The sequence below is a fragment of the Salicola sp. Rm-C-2C1-2 genome (genome assembly GCF_040196175.1).
In the GTDB taxonomy this organism is placed as follows: domain Bacteria; phylum Pseudomonadota; class Gammaproteobacteria; order Pseudomonadales; family Oleiphilaceae; genus Halospina.
The window spans coordinates 56,612-77,535 of the sequence record NZ_JBEFNF010000004.1; the positions used below are offsets into that span (position 1 = coordinate 56,612).

The 20,924-nt window shown below is 59.7% G+C and carries 20 protein-coding genes; 14 read left to right on the forward strand and 6 right to left on the reverse strand.

Going from position 1 to position 20,924, the window contains the following annotated elements; genetic code table 11:
• Positions 1 to 128 precede the first annotated feature (128 nt).
• On the forward strand, positions 129 to 467 hold the full coding sequence (gene grxD / locus AAF659_RS08775) for a Grx4 family monothiol glutaredoxin (RefSeq protein ID WP_349751365.1): 339 nt from the start codon (positions 129 to 131) through the stop codon (positions 465 to 467).
• 2 nt (positions 468 to 469) lie between these two features.
• On the opposite strand, the gene AAF659_RS08780 is transcribed toward grxD, so the two are convergent.
• From AAF659_RS08780 to AAF659_RS08795, 4 genes are all read right to left on the reverse strand, one after another.
• Positions 470 to 1,210, reverse strand: a complete 741-nt coding sequence (locus tag AAF659_RS08780) for a TonB family protein (protein WP_349751366.1) — start codon at positions 1,208 to 1,210, stop codon at positions 470 to 472.
• A gap of 27 nt (positions 1,211 to 1,237) precedes the next feature.
• Positions 1,238 to 3,424: a DUF1631 domain-containing protein gene (locus AAF659_RS08785; RefSeq protein WP_349751367.1), complete on the reverse strand. Its 2,187-nt coding sequence runs from the start codon at positions 3,422 to 3,424 to the stop codon at positions 1,238 to 1,240.
• 83 nt (positions 3,425 to 3,507) lie between these two features.
• A complete protein-coding gene (locus AAF659_RS08790) occupies positions 3,508 to 4,815 on the reverse strand; it encodes an HlyC/CorC family transporter (protein WP_349751368.1) in 1,308 nt (435 codons plus the stop codon).
• A gap of 30 nt (positions 4,816 to 4,845) precedes the next feature.
• Positions 4,846 to 5,640: a cytochrome C assembly family protein gene (locus tag AAF659_RS08795; RefSeq protein WP_349751369.1), complete on the reverse strand. Its 795-nt coding sequence runs from the start codon at positions 5,638 to 5,640 to the stop codon at positions 4,846 to 4,848.
• Between the two features lie 89 nt (positions 5,641 to 5,729).
• On the opposite strand from AAF659_RS08795, the gene ffh reads away from it, so the two are divergent.
• The 13 genes from ffh (at position 5,730) to ung (ending at position 19,023) form a co-directional block, all read left to right on the forward strand.
• Positions 5,730 to 7,145, forward strand: coding sequence for a signal recognition particle protein (ffh, locus tag AAF659_RS08800; protein WP_349751370.1), 1,416 nt, complete (start codon positions 5,730 to 5,732; stop codon positions 7,143 to 7,145).
• A 147-nt stretch (positions 7,146 to 7,292) separates the two neighbouring features.
• Positions 7,293 to 7,538 carry a 30S ribosomal protein S16 gene (gene rpsP / locus AAF659_RS08805; protein WP_349751371.1) on the forward strand — a complete coding sequence of 82 codons (246 nt, stop codon included), beginning with the start codon at positions 7,293 to 7,295 and terminating at the stop codon, positions 7,536 to 7,538.
• A 13-nt stretch (positions 7,539 to 7,551) separates the two neighbouring features.
• Positions 7,552 to 8,088: a ribosome maturation factor RimM gene (gene rimM, locus AAF659_RS08810; RefSeq protein ID WP_349751372.1), complete on the forward strand. Its 537-nt coding sequence runs from the start codon at positions 7,552 to 7,554 to the stop codon at positions 8,086 to 8,088.
• A 53-nt stretch (positions 8,089 to 8,141) separates the two neighbouring features.
• Positions 8,142 to 8,897 carry a tRNA (guanosine(37)-N1)-methyltransferase TrmD gene (gene trmD, locus AAF659_RS08815; protein ID WP_349751535.1) on the forward strand — a complete coding sequence of 252 codons (756 nt, stop codon included), beginning with the start codon at positions 8,142 to 8,144 and terminating at the stop codon, positions 8,895 to 8,897.
• A gap of 22 nt (positions 8,898 to 8,919) precedes the next feature.
• A complete protein-coding gene (gene rplS / locus AAF659_RS08820) occupies positions 8,920 to 9,276 on the forward strand; it encodes a 50S ribosomal protein L19 (RefSeq protein WP_349751373.1) in 357 nt (118 codons plus the stop codon).
• Positions 9,269 to 10,174: a site-specific tyrosine recombinase XerD gene (xerD, locus tag AAF659_RS08825; protein ID WP_349751374.1), complete on the forward strand. Its 906-nt coding sequence runs from the start codon at positions 9,269 to 9,271 to the stop codon at positions 10,172 to 10,174. Before rplS ends, xerD begins: the two co-directional genes overlap by 8 nt.
• Positions 10,175 to 10,239: 65 nt before the next feature.
• Positions 10,240 to 10,971 (forward strand): DsbC family protein, encoded by a 732-nt coding sequence (locus AAF659_RS08830; RefSeq protein WP_349751375.1) that lies wholly within the window; start codon positions 10,240 to 10,242, stop codon positions 10,969 to 10,971.
• Between the two features lie 109 nt (positions 10,972 to 11,080).
• Positions 11,081 to 12,382 (forward strand): homoserine dehydrogenase, encoded by a 1,302-nt coding sequence (locus AAF659_RS08835; protein WP_349751376.1) that lies wholly within the window; start codon positions 11,081 to 11,083, stop codon positions 12,380 to 12,382.
• A gap of 32 nt (positions 12,383 to 12,414) precedes the next feature.
• A complete protein-coding gene (thrC, locus tag AAF659_RS08840) occupies positions 12,415 to 13,821 on the forward strand; it encodes a threonine synthase (protein WP_349751377.1) in 1,407 nt (468 codons plus the stop codon).
• 5 nt (positions 13,822 to 13,826) lie between these two features.
• Positions 13,827 to 15,551, forward strand: a complete 1,725-nt coding sequence (gene recJ, locus AAF659_RS08845) for a single-stranded-DNA-specific exonuclease RecJ (protein ID WP_349751378.1) — start codon at positions 13,827 to 13,829, stop codon at positions 15,549 to 15,551.
• Positions 15,552 to 15,630: 79 nt separating this feature from the next.
• Positions 15,631 to 16,726, forward strand: a protein-coding gene (gene prfB / locus AAF659_RS08850) for a peptide chain release factor 2 (protein ID WP_349751379.1) whose coding sequence is annotated in 2 segments (ribosomal slippage) — positions 15,631 to 15,702 and positions 15,704 to 16,726 — 1,095 coding nt in all. Because the reading frame shifts where the segments join, the coding sequence is not laid out codon by codon here.
• An 18-nt stretch (positions 16,727 to 16,744) separates the two neighbouring features.
• Entirely contained in the window at positions 16,745 to 18,262 is a 1,518-nt protein-coding gene (lysS, locus tag AAF659_RS08855) for a lysine--tRNA ligase (RefSeq protein ID WP_349751380.1), read from the forward strand.
• Positions 18,263 to 18,264: 2 nt separating this feature from the next.
• A complete protein-coding gene (ung, locus tag AAF659_RS08860) occupies positions 18,265 to 19,023 on the forward strand; it encodes a uracil-DNA glycosylase (protein ID WP_349751381.1) in 759 nt (252 codons plus the stop codon).
• Positions 19,024 to 19,029: 6 nt separating this feature from the next.
• On the opposite strand, the gene AAF659_RS08865 is transcribed toward ung, so the two are convergent.
• Both AAF659_RS08865 and ygfZ read right to left on the reverse strand, forming a co-directional pair.
• Positions 19,030 to 19,947: an HDOD domain-containing protein gene (locus tag AAF659_RS08865; RefSeq protein WP_349751382.1), complete on the reverse strand. Its 918-nt coding sequence runs from the start codon at positions 19,945 to 19,947 to the stop codon at positions 19,030 to 19,032.
• Positions 19,944 to 20,903 (reverse strand): CAF17-like 4Fe-4S cluster assembly/insertion protein YgfZ, encoded by a 960-nt coding sequence (gene ygfZ / locus AAF659_RS08870; RefSeq protein WP_349751383.1) that lies wholly within the window; start codon positions 20,901 to 20,903, stop codon positions 19,944 to 19,946. Before ygfZ ends, AAF659_RS08865 begins: the two co-directional genes overlap by 4 nt.
• Between the last annotated feature and the right edge of the window lie 21 nt (positions 20,904 to 20,924).

Here is a 20,924-nt window from a genome sequence, read left to right on the forward strand (position 1 = left end):
GCAAACTGGACACGGCGTGTGCTGTCCTCTGGTGGCCTTCAGGGAATAACCAAGTGCAATGGTCAGGTATCGGTGTGTCCTGTAGAATATTGGTTGTTAAAGAGCAGCGTCCGTCAGCTGGAGGATCCATGGACATCAACGAAAACATTAAGCAACAGCTCAGTGAAAACCCCATCCTGCTGTATATGAAGGGGACGCCCCAGGCACCCCAGTGCGGGTTTTCAGCCAAGACCGTGCAGGCCCTGATGGCCTGTGGTCAGCGCTTCGCCTACGTCAACATTCTCGATAATGATGAGTTGCGCGAAGCGTTGAAGGTCTATTCCAACTGGCCGACCTATCCGCAGCTGTACGTGAACGGTGAGCTGGTCGGTGGCTGTGACATCATTCTGGAGATGCACGAAAACGGTGAGCTGCAGGAGGCGGTCAACAGCGCTGCTGAGGCGGCCGAGGATGATTCCAGCGCCTGAGCCTATTCCCGCCGGGCCGGCTCAAAAATGAGCCGGACTCTGAAGCGGCGGCGTCCTTCCGGGGGTTCCGGGAAGGGCGTCGCCGCCAGGGCCGCCTCGCGTGCGACCGCGTCCAGTTCCTGGGTTCCGGAAGACTTGCCCACCCGCGCCCGTCGCAGGGCCCCATTGCTCATGAGTCTGAGTTCCAGAACAATCTCGCTGGGGCGCTCCAGCTTTGCCAGTACTGGCGTGTACGCTACTGCCTGAGCAACCCGTTCCCAGAGTTTAATCTCGTAGTCTGAACGCTTTTGCTTGTCGTTACGGCTGAGTTGGGTAACCGAGGGGTTATTTTCGGCACTGCTTGTTTTTTCGGCTGACGGCGTATTCTCGGGCGTCTGCTCCGGGGCGGTCCGGTTTTCTTTCGACGATGTCGTTTCACTGATGGAGGCAGGTCCTGGTTCAGGGCGCCTTTGGGTCTGCCCAATGGTGGTCGCATCTGCGTCAGGGGTACCGGCTTCCGGTTGACCTTCACTGGCAGCTTCCTGCTTTTTGGGGCGAGAGGGGGAAGTGGATTGTGACGGTGCGGCTCTGTCTGGATTACCAGAAGGGGCAATGCGCACGCGGACAGTCGGCGCAGGCTTATTCGGGGCCGGCAGATCAAGCCATGCATTGACCAGCGTGGCCAGGGTTACGTGAAGGAACAGGGCCACCGACAGCGCCAGTACAAACGCATAAGGGGTCTGTTGATTCGGAAGCTCCGTCATGTACTCCTGGGCCGTTGACCGCTCATCTCAGCCGGCCTTGCGGTTCAGGCCTCCAACAACAGCATCGAGGGCCCGATCGATCAGCGCGCCCTGTTCAAGAAGCAGCAGCCGCCCGCGTCTGAGTTCGTGAGCCAGATCGGCGCGGCTCTTCTCTGTCACCTTGAGGCCCATGCGGTTCACGAACACAAAGCTGTCGGCATCCTCAATGACTGCGGACAGCTTACAGCGGAAATGGGCCCCGTTGACAAGGTGAAATTCCACCCAGTCGCCGATGTTGATGGTTTCCAGAGTATCATAGTGTTCCGCCATTGCGGCGTCCTCAAACGCCTGGCTCTGTTTGACAGCCGTTTTCACTCTGGGCTCCGGAGTGGCTGGCGGCTCGTCCTCGGCGGCTTCCGCCAGGGCCTGCTGGCGGAAGGCTTGGGTAAGTTCGCGTTTGAGCTCGGCCATGGTCTTGTCCAACCGGCTGGCATTGTAGGAGACTTCCTCCAGACCGGCCCGGATCGTTTTGATCAGAGCGGGGACAAGGCGCACCCAGCGCTCGCGATCATTGCTCTCGGGCTGGGGCTGCAGGCACCACAGCAAGTCGTCCACAACCCGCACAGTGTGGGCCCATCGGTGCTCGTTATCATCGCGCAGATAAGCCAGGAACATGACCCGACTCCAGCCCTGGATGAGGAGCTGGTGAATGCTTTCGGGGACTTTGCGGCCATTGAGGCGTTCCTGCAGGATCTGGTCCACGGTTTCCTGTGCTTTGCGGGATTTGATCCGGCCCCGCTCGGATTCACGGGTGCGTTGTTCCACCAGCGTGGCTTTGCGGTTTTCGCGCTGAAGGAACTTCTCGAATTCGTCGTAGAGCGTCTCGAACAGGGCGATATCGCCGTTGTACTCCTCCAGGATGCGTTGAACCACACGGTGGATTTCGTTGTACAGCCGATCCCGGTTCTTCTCGCCGTGATCGCTCCACCCGATACCAGCCCTGGCCAGGGCGTTGAGTAATTTGCGTGCTGGATGCGTGGGCTTGCTCAGAAAGGAGCGATCGCGCACCACGACTTTGAGAATGGGGATCTGAAGACGGCTGATCAGTGCCTGTATCGGGGCTGAGAGGTTGCGGTCGTCCAGAATGAATTCGAAAAGCAGCGACACCAGGTTGATCAGGTCTTCGTCCATGGTCTCGAGTGCGGCCTGGTTGCCCTGTGTCTCGGACTGACGTTCCAGCAGTTCACCGACCATACCGCGCAGGTCGGGGCGGTCCGGAGAACCGTGGCTCAGATCGCTCTGGGGCTGAGGTTGAGGGATTCTTGAAAGCAAATCGTACAATTCCCTTTTGGATACGATGTGGAATGAGTCGGAGGCCGCGTTGCCCATGGCGTCGGTACTGTAACGCCGGTAGCCGGACAGGAGTGAACTGATGCTTGAAAGGAACTCGGTGGCCTCGTCAGCGCCACCGGATCTGGTCTGCTTCTCGGGCTCACTGTTGCTTTGGTCCTCCTGGGGAGACTCTGTGGTGGTCCGGGTGTGGGCTTCGTAGCGGAAGTTCGGGATCACGCCCGCCTGGATCAGGATACGGTTGGCCTCATCCAGGACGACACCCAGACTGGCGAGAACGTACCGGTCAAAATGCTTGAGGAGGATCAGTTTCTCCCGGATCTGAATCTCCAGGTCGGAGCAGGCCTGCTGGAATGCGCTACACAGGTGCTCCGGCGCCAACGGATTGACCGGGTGCTGTTCATCATGGCCCGGATAGAGGGCCGTCAGGCGTGTCTGGATCTGGAGCAGGGTACCCTGAAAGCTCACTGCTGCCTTGGTGGTCATGGCATTGATTGCGACCTGTTCTTCAAGGGCATCATTATCGATCAGCGAGAGATTTTCCGCGTCCACGCTCTGTGGCTGCTCACCGGTTCCCTCGGCATTGCTGGTGGGAGGAGCGCGGAACAGGTTTGCCAGCGCCTCGCGGAACTGTTTCTCAATGCCTTTGCGCTTAATGCGCACTTCACGCATCGTCTCAAAATAGCGATTCTGGTCGTTATTGCTTCGAGCGTTGTTGGCCAGTTCGAACAGGGCGTCGTCAATCGCGTCCAGGGCCCCGCCGAGAAGGTCGCCAAGTCCCGGCATCACCGTGTCGCGGACATGACGGATCTCGTTCGGGAGAAGACCGCCGTCAGTTTGGCGCTGACCGGGGCTGACGGTATGAATGCCGGACTGTTCGTTCATGGCGGGTCCCCACTGGCTGTCCCAACATGCTGGGCAGATATTGTCCAGTCAGTGTACAAACACTAAAACACAATAACAAAGTGTTACTTGTCTGGTTTCTCATTTTCTGGGGCGGATTTGGGAGGCAGGGGACTGACCGGGTGAACGCGGACGGTGCGGATGACGTTGTCCTTGATCTGGAGGGTTTCCATTCGCAGTCCATGCAGTTTCAGGCAGAGATTGCTCTCGGGGATGGCTTCCAGATAGTCCGTGATCAGGCCATTGAGCGTTTTGGGCCCGTCGGTGGGTAGCTCGAGGTTAAGAGCGCGGTTCAGGGTCCGGATGGGGGTAGTGCCATCCACAATGGTCGTGCCGTCGCTCTGTGGGAGAATATCCTGGCTGCTGCTGGAGGCGAAGTCAGTGGTGAATTCGCCGACGATCTCCTCAAGAATGTCTTCGAGTGTCGCTATGCCCAGCACATCGCCGTATTCATCCACCACAATGCCGATACGCCGGCGTTCCTTCTGGAAGTTGAACAGCTGCGTGTGTAGTGGTGTGCTTTCCGGGACGAAATAGGGCTCGCGGCAGAGCTGCATCAGAACTGCCTTGTTGATGTCGTCGGTGTTGAGCAAGCGGCTGATGTTGCGCAGGTGCAGGATGCCCACGGTGTTGTTGATGTCGCCCCGGTAAACCGGCAGGCGAGTGTGCTGGCTGCCGCGAACCAGACGCAGGATTTCGTCAACCGGCTCTTCGAGGTCAATTCCCACGACCTCGTTGCGGGGCACCATAATGTCATTCACCGTGACCTTTTCGAGGTCCAGAATGCTCAGCAGCATTTCCTGGTGGCGGCCCGGCAGCATGGATCCGGATTCGTTCACCAGGGTGCGCAGCTCTTCCCGACTGAGGTGATCGTCACTCTGGCTGCCTTCGAGCCGGATCCCCATCAGGCGCAGCAGGTTGTTGGTAATCAGGTTAAGGACCCAGACCATCGGGTAAAGCAGCTTCAGCAGGGGGCCGAGGGCGTGTGAGGCTGGGAAGGCGATCTTTTCCGGGTAGAGCGCCGCCAGTGTCTTGGGTGTGACCTCTGAGAAGATGAGGATGACGATGGTCAGGCCAATGGTAGCAATGGCCACACCGGCGTCACCCCATATGCGAACCGCGATCAGAGTGGCGATCGCCGATGCGAAGATGTTAACGAAATTGTTGCCGATCAGGATCACACCGATCAGCTGATCGGTGCGTGCCAGCAGATTGTCCGCGCGCTGGGCACCACGGTGGCCGGTTTTGCTCAGATGCCGCAGGCGGTAGCGGTTCAACGCCATCATGCCGGTTTCGGAGCTCGAAAAAAACGCCGAAAGAATAATGAGCAGAACCAGAAGGGCGCCCAGGGTTGTTAAAGAGGCTTCGTTCAAGGTTGGTGGCCCGTTATTGTGCGGTGGTCGTCAGAGAAGGACGTCGATGACCAAGCGGGTGCCGAAGTAGCCCAGCGCCAGCAGTATGCAGCCAGCCAGTGTCCACCTGCTGGCCACCGCGCCGCGCCAGCCCCGAATCTGATGTCCCAGGATCAGCGCGGCGAACACCAGCCACGCCAGCAGGGTGAAAACGGTCTTGTGCGCCAGCTGCTGGCCAAGAAGATCCTGAATGAAGATGGCTCCGGTGATGATGGCCAGCGTCAGAATGGCAACCCCTGCGTGGATGAGCCCGAAAAGCAGGGCTTCCATGGTTTCCAGAGGCGGCAGGGCGCGCACCAGTAGTCCGCTGTGGTGGGCCTTCAGATGATGGTGCTGCAGGTACACCAGAATCGCCTGAATGGCGGCCAGCGCCAGCAGGCTGAAGGCAGTAATCGCCAGGCTGACGTGCAGTAGCACTCCAAGATTGGAGTCATTGACCACCCTGGGACCAGTGTAGAAGGCCAGCTTCGCCAGGATGCTTATCAGGGCGATCGGGTAGGCGATGAGAAGCAGCGGCTGCATTGGGTAGCGCAGGGAAAGAATCAGCACCAGGGTAGCCAGAAGCGCGGCAATCGCTGTACCGGCTACGAGCACGGAGAGATTCACACCGCCCTCCAATACCATGAAGCGCAATGCAAAGGTGAGATGGGCGGCAATGGCGAGGACGCCGGTGAGCTGGCCTAGCCAGCCGGCGCGCTGGTTGCCCGAGCGGACCCGCAGTGCCTGTAGCAGTGTTCCCGCACCGTATAGGATGACAGCGGTGAAGGCGATGATGGTCGTGCCCATTTGCGTTGGTATGACCGGCTCCGGTTCGTCTCCAGACGCTCAGTCTGGTTATAATGGCGTTAAACATCAACCGACAATTGCGGGCATCCATGTTTGATAATCTTACCGACCGGCTCTCAGGGAGTCTGCGCAAGATCTCCGGCCAGGCGAAGCTGACCGAGAACAATATCAGTGAAACCTTGCGCGAAGTGCGCATGGCGCTGCTTGAGGCGGACGTAGCGCTGCCGGTGGTCAAGGCTTTCGTCGAGAACGTGCGACAGAAAGCTGTGGGCCAGGAAGTGATGCGCAGCCTTACGCCAGGGCAGGCGTTCGTCAAGCTCGTCCAGAGTGAGCTGGAGGCGGTAATGGGGGCTGCCGAGCCCCTTAAGCTTGAAGGCAAACCGCCTGCTGTGGTCATGATGGCTGGTCTTCAGGGTGCTGGTAAGACCACCAGTGTGGCCAAGCTGGCGCGTTATCTGAAGGAGCGCGAGAAAAAATCGGTGCTGGTGGTCAGTGCCGACGTCTATCGCCCGGCGGCGATCAATCAGCTTGAGACTCTTGCTGGTGAGGTCGATGCTACCTTCTATCCCAGCAGTACGGATCAGGACCCGGTCACCATCGCCAATAACGCCGTCGATGAGGCGCGTCGGCGTTTTATCGATGTGGTGATCGTTGACACGGCGGGCCGGTTGCATGTCGACAACGACATGATGGATGAGATTGGTCGGTTGAATAAGGCTGTGCAGCCCAACGAGACGCTGTTCGTGGTCGATGCCATGAGCGGTCAGGACGCGGCCAATACTGCCAAGGCATTCAGTGAGGCGCTGCCGCTCAGTGGCGTGATCCTGACCAAGGCCGATGGTGATGCTCGCGGCGGTGCCGCCCTCTCCGTCCGCCACATTACCGGCCGTCCCATCAAGTTCATGGGCGTGGGCGAGAAAAGCGATGCGTTGGAAGTGTTCCATCCCGACCGCATCGCCTCGCGGATTCTGGGTATGGGCGATGTGCTCTCGCTCATCGAGGATGCCGAGCAGAAGGTTGACCAGAAAAAGGCCCAGAAGCTCACCAAAAAGATCAAGAAAGGCAAGAAATTTGATCTTGAGGATTTCCGGGATCAGCTTCAGCAGATGAAGAAAATGGGCGGCATGGGCGCCATGATGGAGAAGATGCCTGGTATGGGCCAGTACCAGGAAATGGCCGAAAAGCAGGTCAATGACAAGTCCATCGGGCGGATGGAGGCCATCATCTCCTCCATGACCCCGCATGAGCGCCGCTACCCGGATGTCATCAGCAGCTCCCGCAAGCGCCGCATCGCTTCTGGTTCGGGTGTGCAGATGCAGGAAATCAATCGCCTGCTCAAACAGCACAAGCAGATGCAGAAGATGATGAAAAAAATGGGCAAAAAGGGTGGCATGGAGAACATGATGCGAGGCATGCAGGGTATGATGGGCCAGGGCGGCGCTGGTGGGCAGGGCGGCCCCGGCAGTACGGGCGGTGGCGGTATGCCTCCGATGGGGCGGCGCTGATGCCCATTATCAATGCTTTTCAGGGGCGGCGTTTTACAGTAGAATGTCAGCCCTTTCACACGGGTGTGATATAACCCGTGGCAGCCGGTTCGCATGCACAGGCTTGTCTGAACTGATTTATTTGAACGCAACAGGACAGTCGCTGAAATGGTAACAATCCGTTTGACACGAGGCGGCGCCAAGAAGCGCCCGTTTTACCATGTCCAGGTCACGGACAGCCGCAAGCCCAGAGATGGCCGCTACATTGAACGGTTGGGCTTCTTTAACCCGGTGGCGCGTGGCCATGAGGAACGTCTGCGGCTCGACGCAGAGCGTGCCCAGTATTGGATCGACCAGGGTGCACAGCCCACAGACCGGGTAAACAGCCTGCTGAAAGAGGCGGCTTCCGAGTAAGGGCGTCGTGTCCGTGAGGGTTGAGGAAACCGTTCTGGGTCAGATCACCTCGGTTTACGGGGTGCAGGGCTGGGTGAAGGTTTATTCCTACACGGAGCCCCGCGGTAACATCTTCCAGTATCGGAACTGGACCCTTGTTGATGGGCGTGCGTCCTCGGGAGAGGCCCGCAGCATCCGCCTTGTGACCGGCAAGCCACATGGCAAGACACTGATTGCCAAGCTTGAAGGTGTTGAGGACAGGGATCAGGCAGCCCGACTCTGCGGCCTCGATATCCGTGTTGGGACCAGCGAGCTTCCGCCGCTTGGAGAGGGTGAGTATTACTGGTACCAGCTCCAGGGGCTGCGGGTACGCACTGCTGATGAGGGGCATGACCTGGGGGTGGTCGACCACCTGATCGAGACCGGGTCGAATGATGTTCTGGTAGTGCGTGCTGATGGGGTCAGCCTGGATGGCAGAGAGCGCCTTATTCCCTTTCTGCCTGACGAGATCGTCAGATCGGTGGACCTCGACGAGGCTGTTCTTGAGGTGGATTGGGATCCGGAGTTCTGAATACAGTCGAGACACCGGGTAATCGGGCGCAGAGCAGACAAGAGGCACTCGGGTTGCGGGTTGCGACCATCAGTATTTTTCCGGAAGTGTTCCGGACAATCACCGATTATGGCGTGACTGGCAGGGCGGTTTCCGGCGGGCAACTGGTTCTGGACTGTATCAATCCGCGGAGCTTTACCCGCGACCGTCACCGTACGGTGGACGACCGGCCCTATGGGGGCGGTCCAGGCATGGTTATGAAAGCCGAACCGCTGGAGGCCGCTATTGACGCGGCGGTGGCGCAGGTCGGTCAGGGCGCGAAAGTAATCTGTCTCTCGCCCCAGGGGCAGATGCTGGATCAGGCAAAAGTCGAGTCTTTGGCAACGGAGCCCGGTCTGGTGCTTATTTCGGGGCGCTACGAGGGGATTGATGAGCGCGTTCTGGAAGCGCGGGTGGATGAAGAGATTTCCATCGGTGATTACGTGCTCAGCGGCGGTGAGCTTGCTGCTATGGTGCTGGTGGACGCAGTAGTCCGCCAGATCCCCGGAGTGCTCGGGCACAGTCAGTCTGCGGTTGAGGACTCGTTCGCTGATGGGCTGCTTGACTGCGCGCATTACACGCGCCCGGAAGAGTACCGAGGACGCAGGGTCCCGGAAGTCCTGCTTGGTGGCGATCACGAGCGGATCCGACAGTGGCGGCTGAAACAGTCGTTGCAACGGACTCTGAGCAGGCGCCCTGAACTGCTCCGGGAACGGAAACTGACCGTCGAAGAGCAGAGACTGCTGGCGGAGATTGAAAACGAACGGCCGGATGGCGGGTCGGATTGGTGACACATTCAGGAGTGAGTGAAAGATGAGTGGCAAGAACAGCATCGTCCAGGAAATTGAAAACGAGCAGCTCAAGGAGTCCATCCCCCAGTTCGGCCCGGGTGATACCGTGGTCGTTCAGGTACGGGTAACCGAAGGTAACCGTGAGCGTCTTCAGGCGTTTGAAGGCGTGGTCATTGGCAAGCGCAACCGTGGTCTGAACTCCTCGTTCACCGTGCGTAAGCGCTCCTATGGAATCGGTGTCGAGCGGACCTTCCAGACGCACTCGCGGCTGATCGATAGCGTTTCGGTCAAGCGCCGTGGCGATGTGCGTCAGGCGAAGTTGTACCATCTGCGTCAGCTCTCCGGGAAGGCTGCGCGAATCAAAGAAAAGCTTGGCTGAGGAACGCAACGAGCAACTGGTTGCGTCATTCAGTGAGTCGCTCTGGCTGGAATCCGGCCTGAGCGACCGTTCCAGGCTTTCCTACGAAAGCGACTTGAGGCAGTTCGGGCGCTGGCTCAATCAGCGCTACCCGGGCAGTGATCTGACCGGCGTTGATCGAACCTGCCTCATGGATTACCTCTCCAGCGTGCTTTCCGCCGGGGCCCGTTCAAGTACTGCGGCCAGGCGTATCTCCTGTCTTCGAAGATTCTACCGTTACCTGCTGCGTGAAGGCGTGGTCGACGAAGACCCAACGTTGCGTCTGGACAGTCCAAAGTTAGCCCGCCGTCTGCCGGATACGCTCACTGAGGCGGATGTTGAGGCGCTCCTGGATGCGCCGGCCATGGATGAACCTATTGAGCTTCGTGATAGGGCCATGATGGAGCTTCTCTACGCCTGTGGTCTCCGTGTCTCGGAGTTGGTAGCGCTGAGGCTTTCCCAGGTCAATCGGCGTCAGGGCGTGGTGCGGCTGCTCGGAAAAGGCAACAAGGAACGCTTGGTGCCCATGGGCGAAGAAGCTCTGGAATGGCTCGAGCACTACCTGCATGAAGCGCGGCCTGAGCTTGCGGGAGGTGTTGGGACTGATGCCCTGTTCCCCGGCGGTCGGGGCGGGCACCTGACCCGCCAAGCCTTCTGGTATCGCATTCGTCGTTACTCCGTACGCGCTGGTATCCGCAAGCCACTTTCCCCGCACACTCTTCGCCACGCCTTTGCCACCCACCTGCTTAACCATGGTGCGGATCTGCGAGTGGTTCAGATGCTGTTGGGGCACAGCGATCTATCCACTACCCAGATCTACACCCATGTAGCGCGTGAACGCCTGCAGCAGCTTCACCAGAGCCACCACCCGCGCGGCTGATCGACGACAGAACGCCCGAAATCCGGTATCCTCTGGAATCATAATAATTGGATCCGGAGTCGATCATGAAATCCCTGTTGCCCGCATTTGTGCTGATTGTGATGGTGCTGCTGTCGACGGCCGCTCCCGCGGAATCGCCCGAGACGCGTATCCGGCAGAATCTGGAGCAGAGTATTCCCGACATGCCTGTGGATAGCATCCGGGAAACAGAGCGCGACGGTCTTTATGTGGTGCAGAGCGGCGGCAATCTGCTCTACACCACTGCGGACGGGCGGTACCTGTTCACAGGTCAGATGCTGCGTGTGGATGACGAAGGCATTGCCAACCTTACCGAGCAGGCTCGCAGCAGCCAACGCCGTGCGGCGGTCGCTGAGCTCGACAACCGGGAGCTGATTCGGTTCGGCCCTGATAAGGGTGAGGTGAAGGCGGATCTGTATGTGTTCACGGATACCTCCTGCGGCTATTGCCGTAAGCTTCACCGGGATATGGAAACGCTCAACGGGCTGGGTATCCGTATCAACTATCTGGCGTACCCGCGAGGCGGGCCAGGTAGCAAGGGCGCGCGACAGCTTAATGCGGTCTGGTGTTCGGACGATCGTCGTAGTGCCATGACGCGGGCCAAACAGGGTGAAAAGTTGTCCGCCGGATCCTGTGACGCGCCGGTCCGGTCCCACTTCAAACTGGGTCAGTCTTTCGGGGTGAGTGGCACCCCGGCTCTGGTGACCGAATCCGGGCGCATGATCCGGGGGTACCAGCCGCCCCAGGCGTTGGCGCAGCAGCTGGGAATCGACGGCTGACACTGGCGCGGAGTGGGGTCCGGTCGAGTTTTTTTCGACGCGCAAAGCGTATAACATGCGCGTTTCCCCGGCAGTGACGTGCATTTTCAAGCGAATGAGAGGTGGCCAGTTGAAGGACGTTAATATCGGAATCTGTGGTCTCGGAACCGTCGGCAGCGGCACTTGGGAGGTACTGCAGCGCAATGCCCGTACTATTGCGGGCCGGGCAGGCTGTAACCTGCGCGTGGCGAGGGTGGCGAACCGGCGTCCGCGCCCGGATCTGGGTCTGGGAGACACCCCTTTCTCCACGGATGTTAACGATGTGGTCAACGACCCGGATATTGACGTGGTTGTTGAACTCATCGGGGGCTATGATGATGCCCGACGCTTGGTGCTGGCTGCCATTGACCAGGGTAAGCACGTGGTTACTGCCAATAAAGCTCTGATCGCGGTGTACGGCAATGAGATCTTTGAGGCCGCAAGCAGCAAGAACGTCATTGTGGCCTACGAGGCGGGGGTTGCCGGCGGCATTCCTGTTATCAAGGCAATCCGGGAAGGACTGGCTGCGAATCGTATCCAATGGCTTGCCGGCATCATCAACGGCACCGGCAATTACATCCTCACCGAAATGCGGGCGGGGCGTGACTTTGATGAAGTGCTCAAAGAAGCCCAGGAGCTGGGGTATGCCGAAGCCGACCCGACCTTCGACGTTGAGGGGATTGATGCGGCCCATAAGCTGACTATCATGGCCTCTGCCGCCTTTGGTGTGCCATTGCAGTTTGATCGGGCCTATACTGAGGGTATTGCCAACATTACGCCTTACGACATTGCTCACGCTGAGGCTCTGGGATACCGGGTCAAACACCTGGGTATTGCCAGGTCTCGCGAGGCAGGCATCGAGCTGCGTGTCCACCCGACATTGGTGCCGGTCAACAACCTGATCGCCAAAGTGGATGGTGTGCTGAATGCCATTCTGGTGGATGGCGATGCTGTGGGGCAGACCATGTATCACGGTCCCGGCGCCGGCGACGAGGCTACCGCCTCCGCCGTTATCGCGGATCTGGTGGATGTTGCGCGCACAGTGGCCTCAGGCAGTGATCAGCGCGTTCCCTATCTGGGCTTTGAGCCGGAGGCGATTACCGAGCACGAGATCCTGCCGCCGGCCGAAATCCGTTCCGCCTATTATCTTCGGATCCAGGCACTGGATCGCCCCGGCGTGCTGGCCAAGGTCGCCTCTATCATGAGCGAGAATGCCATCAATATTGAATCCATCATGCAGAAGGAGTCGGAACTGCATGAGGGCCGGATCCCGTTGATTCTGCTGACCCATACGGTTCAGGAAAAGCAGGTCAATGATGCCATCGCGGAGATGGAAGCGCTGCCTGAGGTTGAAGGCAGGGTGGTTCGTATCCGCGCCGAGAATTTTCTCTGACAACTGATCCTCGACACTGACGGTAGACCGCCTTGAGATACATCAGTACCCGCGGGCAGGCGCCCGCGCTCAATTTTGAAGAGGTACTTCTGCAGGGGCTCGCCGCCGATGGCGGCCTCTATGTACCCGAAACGCTGCCACGCTATACGCCGGAAGATCTCATGGCCTTGCGAGGGCTGCCCTATGATGAGCTGGCCTGCCGGGTAATGTATCCATTTGTGGCGGAGTCCATCGCTGAGGATGACTTCCGGGCCATGGTGCGCGAGACCTATGCCGGTTTTGCGCACCGGGCAGTAGCGCCACTGGTTCAGCTGGATGCCAATGAATGGGTCATGGAACTGTTCCGTGGCCCGACCCTCGCGTTCAAGGATTTCGCGCTGCAGCTGCTGGGCCGGCTTCTGGACTATGTGCTGGAAAAGCGGGGCCAGCACGTGGTGATACTCGGTGCCACCTCCGGGGATACCGGTTCGGCGGCTATTGAGGGCTGCCGTCATTCAAAGCATGTCGATCTCTTCATCCTGCACCCCCACGGACGGGTTTCGGAAGTGCAGCGGCGCCAGATGACCACCGTGCTCAGCGACAACGTGCACAATATCGCGGTGGATGGCAACTTTGATGACTGCCAGAAGATGGTCAAGGCCAGCTTCGCGGACCAGTCATTTCTGGAAGGTAAAACCTCGCTGGTGGCGGTCAACTCCATCAACTGGGCGCGGATCATGGCCCAGATCGTCTATTACATCTACGCCTCACTGGCGCTCGGCGGGCCTCACCGCAGTCTGGCGTTCTCGGTGCCTACCGGTAACTTCGGGGATATCTTCGCGGGGTATCTGGCAAGAGAAATGGGCCTGCCAGTGCAGCAGCTGGTGGTCGCGACCAATCAGAACGATATCCTGCACCGTTTCATCAGCGGCAACCATTACGAGACCGGCAAACTGGAACACACGCTGTCGCCGAGCATGGATATCACCATCTCCAGTAATTTTGAGCGATTACTGTTTGATCTCTATGGCCGGAATCCGGAAAGTGTGGTGCAGTTCCTCAAGAGCGCGGATCAGGGCGCGGTGTCGTTGGAGGCTGATCGCTGGCAGGCCGCCCGCCGGCTTTTCGACAGCTTCGCTGTGGGTGACGAGCGGACCTGTGAGGTGATCGCGGACGTGCATGGCCAGACCGAATACCTGCTGGACCCGCATACGGCCATTGGCGTGGAAGCGGCGAGGCGCTGTCGGCGTGATTGGACGATCCCGATGGTGACCATGGGCACGGCCCACCCGGCCAAGTTCCCGGATGCGGTGGCCCGTTCTGGCGTGGACCGCGAGGCGTCACTGCCGGCGCATCTCTCCGACCTGATGGAACGTGAAGAGCACTTCACGGTGCTTGATAATGATCTCGCCACAATTCAGCAGTTCATGGCCCGTAACTGGCGCCATGCCAACAGCTGACCCTGATGCAGCAGGCCATAGTGCGCCGGGAAAGCGCGGGCGGGGAGGCGCTCGCGGGCGCTGATCTCCATCCCCTGCTGAAACGTCTTTATGCGGCCCGGGGCGTAACGGATGCCGCGCAGCTCGATTATGGGCTTGCGTCCCTGGCCCGTCCTGAGGGGTTTCTGGGGATTGAAGCCGCGGTTTCCGCTCTCGCCGATGCTGTCATGCAGGGGCAGCGCATCACCATTGTCGGTGATTTCGACGCGGACGGTGCCACCAGTACAGCTCTTGCCGCGCTGAGCCTCACCCGTTTCGGGGCCCGGGCGGTTGACTACCGTGTGCCAAGCCGCTTCACCGATGGCTACGGTCTGACGCCCGGGATCATCGCTCAGCTGGCGCAGGAGGCGGCACTGCCGGACCTGATCCTGACCGTTGACAATGGCATCGCGGCCCATGACGGCGTCGCGAGCGCCCAGGAGCACGGTGTTTCTGTTGTGGTCACGGATCATCATCTACCCGGGCAGACCCTTCCTGCGGCTGCGGCCATCGTCAATCCCAACCAGCCGCGCTGTGGTTTCCCGACAGGGAATACGGCAGGCGTGGCGGTGACCTTCTATGTACTGAGCGCACTTCGCCGCCAACTGGAAAAGGCCGGCTGGTTCAGCCAGGCACCGCCGGCAATGGCCGAGTACCTGGACCTGGTGGCGTTGGGCACGGTGGCGGATGTGGTGCCCCTGGACCACAACAATCGAACCCTGGTGGCCCAAGGGCTGCGTCGGATCCGTGCCGGGCGCACACGCCCGGGGATCCGGGCCCTGCTTGAACGTGCCGGACGTGAGGCGGATACACTGCAAGCCTCGGATCTGGGGTTTGTGCTGGGTCCACGTCTCAACGCGGCGGGCCGTCTTGATGATATGGCGGTGGGCATCGAGTGTCTGCTTACGGATGACGACAGCGAGGCGCAGCGTCTCGCCTGCGAGCTGGATCGCCTGAATCGCGAGCGCAGAGCTATTGAGTCGGATATGCGCGGTGAGGCTGAAGCCGCACTGGCCCGGCTGCATCTGGATGAGGGCGAGCTGCCGCCGGTTCTGTGTCTGTATGATGACCAATGGCATGAAGGCGTGATTGGTCTTCTGGCGTCGCGACTGCGGGAACGGTTCCACCGCCCGGTGATTGCCTTTGCACCGGGTGGTGAGGGTCAGCTCAAGGGCTCAGCACGGTCTGTACCAGGACTGCATATCCGGGACCTGATCGCGGAGCTGGACGCACGTCATCCGAACCTTCTGAGCCGTTATGGCGGACATGCGATGGCCGCAGGTATGACTTTGGCGGCTCCCGCGATGGAGCCTTTCCGGGAAGCGGTGACGGCGCTGGTGCGCGAGCGGGTTGAGCCGGAGCTGCTGCGCCCGGAGATTCTCAGCGATGGCGAGCTTGAGCCCGACTCGCTGACGCTTGAAACCGCCCATCTTCTGGCCCGGGGTGGCCCTTGGGGGCAGGGGTTTCCCGAGCCGGTCTTCGATGGTGAGTTTGAGCTTGCGGATCAGCGGATCGTGGGTGAAAGCCACCTGAAACTGCAGATCAGTGTGCCCGGCTGGAATACACCGCTGGACGGCATCGCCTTCAACGTGGATACCGATCAGTGGCCGGCCTCGTGCCGACGGGTGCGGCTGGCCTACCAGCTGGAGGCCAACCGGTTCCGCGGGCGTGAGCGGCTGCAGCTGCGTATCCTGCATCTGGAGCCTGTGTAAGGCGCGTATTCAGTGGCCGGCGCATTCGTTACAATAAACGCCTTTCTCAAATGCTTATACGATAGAGCGACCATCGGCTATGGAAACCAATCCGATCCTGCAGACCATTCGTGACCTGGAAGCGCGTACGGAAGCGCTTAGGGGGTATCTTTGACTACGACAGCAAGAAAGAACGCCTGACGGAAGTCGAACGCGAACTGGAGCAGCCTGAGGTCTGGAACAATCCGGACCGCGCCCAGGCCCTGAACAAGGAGCAGGCTGGCCTGCATACCATTGTCTCCACGCTGGATCGTCTTAGCACTGGTATCCGCGACGCCGAGGAACTGCTTCAGATGGCCGAGGCCGAGGCGGATGAGGCAGCCGCTAATGAGGTAACCGATGAGCTTAAGAACCTGGAGGGTGAACTGGAGACCCTAGAGTTCCGGCGGATGTTCTCCGGTGATATGGATGCCAGCAATTGCTACCTTGAAATCCAGTCCGGGTCGGGCGGTACCGAGGCTCAGGACTGGGCCAACATGCTGCTGCGTATGTTTCTGCGCTGGGCCGAGGCTAAAGGTTTCAAGTACGAGGTTCTGGAGGCGCAGGACGGTGATGTGGCGGGGCTCAAAAGCGCCACGATCAAAATTGACGGTGAGTACGCCTACGGCTGGCTGCGCACAGAGACGGGGGTGCACCGGCTGGTTCGAAAGTCCCCGTTTGATTCGGGTAATCGCCGGCACACCTCCTTTGCATCGGTGTTCGCTTCACCCGAGATCGATGACAACATCAAGATTGAGATTGATCCGTCGGACCTACGGATCGACGTTTACCGCGCTTCCGGTGCGGGCGGCCAGCACGTGAACACCACAGAATCCGCCGTGCGGATTACCCACCAGCCCACGGGTATAGTGGTGGCGAACCAGAGCGGCCGGTCACAGCACATGAACAAAGATTACGCCATGAAGCAGTTGCGGGCCAAGCTTTACGAGCTGGAGCTGCAGAAGCGTAATGAAGAAAAACAGGCTGCAGAAAACAATAAATCGGATATTGGCTGGGGCAGCCAGATCCGCTCCTATGTGCTGGACGACCAGCGCATCAAGGACCTTCGCACCCGTGTGGAAACGAGCAACACCCAGAGTGTGCTCGACGGCAGTCTCGATCAATTCATCATTGCCAGTCTCAAGCAGGGCCTGTAACCGGAGAATCTTTCGCCCATGACGGACAATACCGATGCAACGCCATCCCAGGACGAGAACCGGCTGATTGCCGAGCGCCGAGAGAAGCTCCAGAAGCGCCGCGACGCCAGCGACAATCCGTTCCCCAATGATTTCGAGCGCGACAGCACCGCTGAGGAGCTGCAGGCGCGTTACGGCGACTACAGCAAGGAAGAGCTGGCCGAGTTGAACATGAAGGTCGCCGTGGCCGGGCGCCTGATGCTGGATCGCAAACCCTTCTCTGTGATCCAGGACATGAGCGGGCGGATCCAGATCTACAGCACCAAGGAGGTGCAGAAGGAGATCAAGGACTGGGATGTGGGCGACATTGTTGGCGTGCGGGGTACGCTTTCCAAGTCCGGCAAGGGTGACCTGTATGTGGTGATGGAGGAGTACCAGCTTCTGACCAAGTCACTGCGGCCGCTGCCGGAGAAGCATAAAGGGCTGGTTGATCCAGAGCAGCGGTATCGCCGACGTTATGTTGACCTCATTATGAATGAGGACACACGTAACACCTTCAAGGTGCGCTCCAAGGTCATCAACCAGATGCGTCATTACCTCACCTGCCGCGACTTCATCGAGGCGGAGACGCCCATGCTGCAGGTGATTCCCGGTGGCGCCACCGCCCGGCCCTTCATTACCCATCACAACGCGCTCGACATCGATATGTATCTGCGCGTGGCCCCTGAGCTCTACCTCAAGCGGCTGGTGGTTGGCGGTTTCGAGAAGGTCTTTGAGATCAATCGCAATTTCCGTAACGAGGGCCTGTCCACCCGGCACAACCCCGAGTTCACCATGCTTGAGTTCTACCAGGCCTATGCCGATTACAACCACCTGATGGAGCTGACCGAGAATCTGCTGCGTGAGGTGGCGGAGAGCGTGTTCGGTGAGGCGCACTTCAGCAACAGCGTGCGGAATGAGCAAGGGGAAGTAGTGGATCACGTCACCTATGATTTCTCCGGTCCCTTCCGGCGCCTGAGCGTTCTGGAAGCCATCCTGGAACACAACCCGGGTCTGACAGAGGCACAGCTTACGGATACGGAACAGGCGGCGAAGGCCGCAGAGGGTCTCGGTATCAAAGTGAAGGACGGCTGGGGGCTGGGTCGCATACAGACCGAGATCTTCGAGGAGACGGCGGAGCACCGGCTGACACAGCCCACGTTTATCACCCGGTATCCGACCGAGGTCTCGCCTCTAGCACGGCGCTGCGACGACGACCCGAGCGTGACTGAGCGCTTTGAGCTGTTCGTGGGCGGGCGCGAGATTGCGAATGGGTTCTCCGAGCTTAACGATGCCGAGGATCAGGCGGAACGTTTCCGTGAGCAGGCGCAGGAAAAGACCGAAGGTGATGACGAGGCCATGTTCTATGACGAGGACTTCATCACCGCGCTGGAATACGGCCTGCCACCGACCGCGGGTGAGGGCATCGGCATTGATCGGCTTCTGATGCTGCTGACGGATTCGCCGTCAATTCGTGACGTGATCCTTTTCCCGGCTATGCGCCCCGGAAAGGGCTGATCATGCATCCTGCCACGCAAGCGCTGCTGTCGCACCTGAAGCCAGGAACGGGGTGGCGGGAACGCCTGGAAGGCGAGTTCCGACAACCCTACATGGAAAAGTTGGGGGAATTTCTCGCCAGCCAGGAGCAGGCGGGGAAAACCCTGTTTCCCCGCGCCAATCTGTGCTTCAACGCGCTCAATACAACCCCGTTTGAGCGCACTTCGGTGGTCATTCTGGGCCAGGATCCCTACCACGGACCGGGGCAGGCCCATGGCCTGTGTTTCAGCGTCCGGCCCGGCGTTCAGGTGCCGCCTTCACTGGTCAATATTTTCAAGGAATTGAATCAGGACCTGGGCACGCCGATCCCGGATCATGGCTGCCTGCAGCCCTGGGCAGAGCAGGGTGTTCTGCTTCTCAACAGTGTGCTGACCGTGGCCCAGGGCAATGCCGGCGCCCATCGCGGGCAGGGTTGGGAGACCTTCACGGACCGCGTCATCGGTTATCTCAATGAAGAGCGCGAGGGGTTGGTGTTCCTGTTGTGGGGGAGCTACGCCCAGAAAAAGGGCAGCTTCATTGACCGCAGCCGGCACCTGGTTCTGGAGGGGCCGCATCCTTCGCCCCTTTCCGCTCACCGCGGTTTCTTTGAACAGAAATGGTTTTCACGGACCAATGAGTGGCTTGCCACTAAAGGGTTGCCGGAGGTGGACTGGGCCCTGCCAGACCGCGCCACCCTCGAAGCCCGCTATGGTAGCAGCGCTGGTAAAGAATCAGAGAGCTGAACGGAGTCAGCTCTTGAGCAGGGCCATGGCCGCTTCCATCTGTTCACCCAGGTCCTCGTCATCTTCCATGCTGGATTCCGGATCCAAGCCAAGCCGCTGGAAGGCAGTGATCTCATGCCAGTTCATGTCCGTGTAAGGATGACCGGTTCCGACGAGCGTCTGAAGACTGGCCACCATGACCACATCCGCGTAATCGGCTTGCGGTAGCTGACGCTTGAAATTCACGTGCTCCGAGGGTACGTGATGCAGCTCCAGCGGGAAGTCCCAGCGTTTGAGGATACGGTCACCGATAATCGGGTGGAGCTCGTCCAACAGATTGTCGAGCATGGCGTTGTTGATCTGGATGTCGTTGTCTTCCACGTACTTCAGCACCGGTAGCGCTCCAATCTGGCAGACGAGCCCGGCCAGTGTTGCCTGTTCAGGCTTGAGCTTCGTGTAGTGCTGGGCCAGTACCTGGGCAATACCGGCGATTTCGGTGCTGCGCTGCCAGATGGTGCGCAGCCGCCGGTCGATCATGTCCGACGTGGCCTGGAACATCTGTTCCATGGCCAGGCCCATGGCAAGACTGCTGGTGTAATCCATGCCCAGCCGGCTGACTGCCATGTTCAGGGTATTGATTTCCCGGGAGCCACGGAACAGGGGGCTGTTCACGACTTTGATGATGCGCGCGGACATAGCGGCATCGTCGCTGATGGTGTTGACCATGTCCGGAATGGCGGAGTCCTCGGACTCAGCAATATCGCGTACCTTTAGTGCGACTTCGGGCAGGGTCGGCAGGGTCAGCTGGTCCTGATCAATGGCCGTGAGCAGCTCGTCGCGGATTCGGTTGGCCAGTTCCGTCATAGCCTTGAAGGCCTCCAGATGCTTGGGAATAGTCTCTAATTTATAGCAGATCTGACACAGGATGCCGTTATATTTTGTCACTGGGCCTGCTGCTGCTCCGTCATCTCGTACCCGAGCGGCTGCAGGCTCAACCGGGCACCGGGCTGATCAGCCAGGGAAATGGTGGCGTTCAGTGCGTTGTGCTTGAGAACGCCGAGCAGCTGGGCGTTGCCGTCTGCCGTTGCAATGCTGTCGGTTACCTCGCCCAGGGCGTTGCCGTCGCCGTCCACCAGCCGGTCTCCAGGGGATGGCAGGGTGTCGATGAAGCGGGCTTCAAGCCGCAGAAGGCTTTTCTTGAGTTGCCCCAGGTGATGCATCCGAGCGACGATCTCCTGGCCGGTGTAGCAGCCTTTGGTGAAACTGACACCGCCATAGCCCTGGAGGTTGAGGTTCAACGGTACGTATTGCTCCGTCGTGGTTTCATTGAGCTGGGTTAGGCCGCTCATGATTTCCGATAGTTGCCAGGCGGCGCTGTCCTGATCCGTCTGCGGCGGTGGGCCATCGGTGGTACGCCACCAGAGTTCGAAGCGGGCGCGGCCGTCGGGGAGGGGAACAGTGCGGATCAGGATACCATTGTCGCTGGTAACCGCGTCATTGAGCTGTGCTGGCAGTGATGCCGCTATATTGAGGGCGCGCTCCTCTCCGATGATGCCAAGAAGCTGCCAGCCCTCAGCTGCTTTCAGCTCCGCTTTGAAAAAGGCCAGGTATTTGCTGAGTTGTTGCGTGATCCGATCGCCCAGCGGTTCCGGAAAGCGTACGAGAACCCGTTCAGGTGACAGTCGCACCAGCCGGAAAAAGGCATAGGCGCGGCCTTTGGGCGTGCAGGCAGCACCGGGCAGGCTGTGGTCGAGGGTGAGTTCTTCGATGTCACAGGTCACCTGGCCTTGGAGGAAGCGGTCCACATCCGGCCCCTCAAAGAGCATCAGCCGATGGGCACTGGCCGGAGCGATCATGGCATCAGGCAGTGTGGCGGGAGCCATCGTGGTCGTCTGGGTCATTCAGTGTCTCCGTGAAGCGGG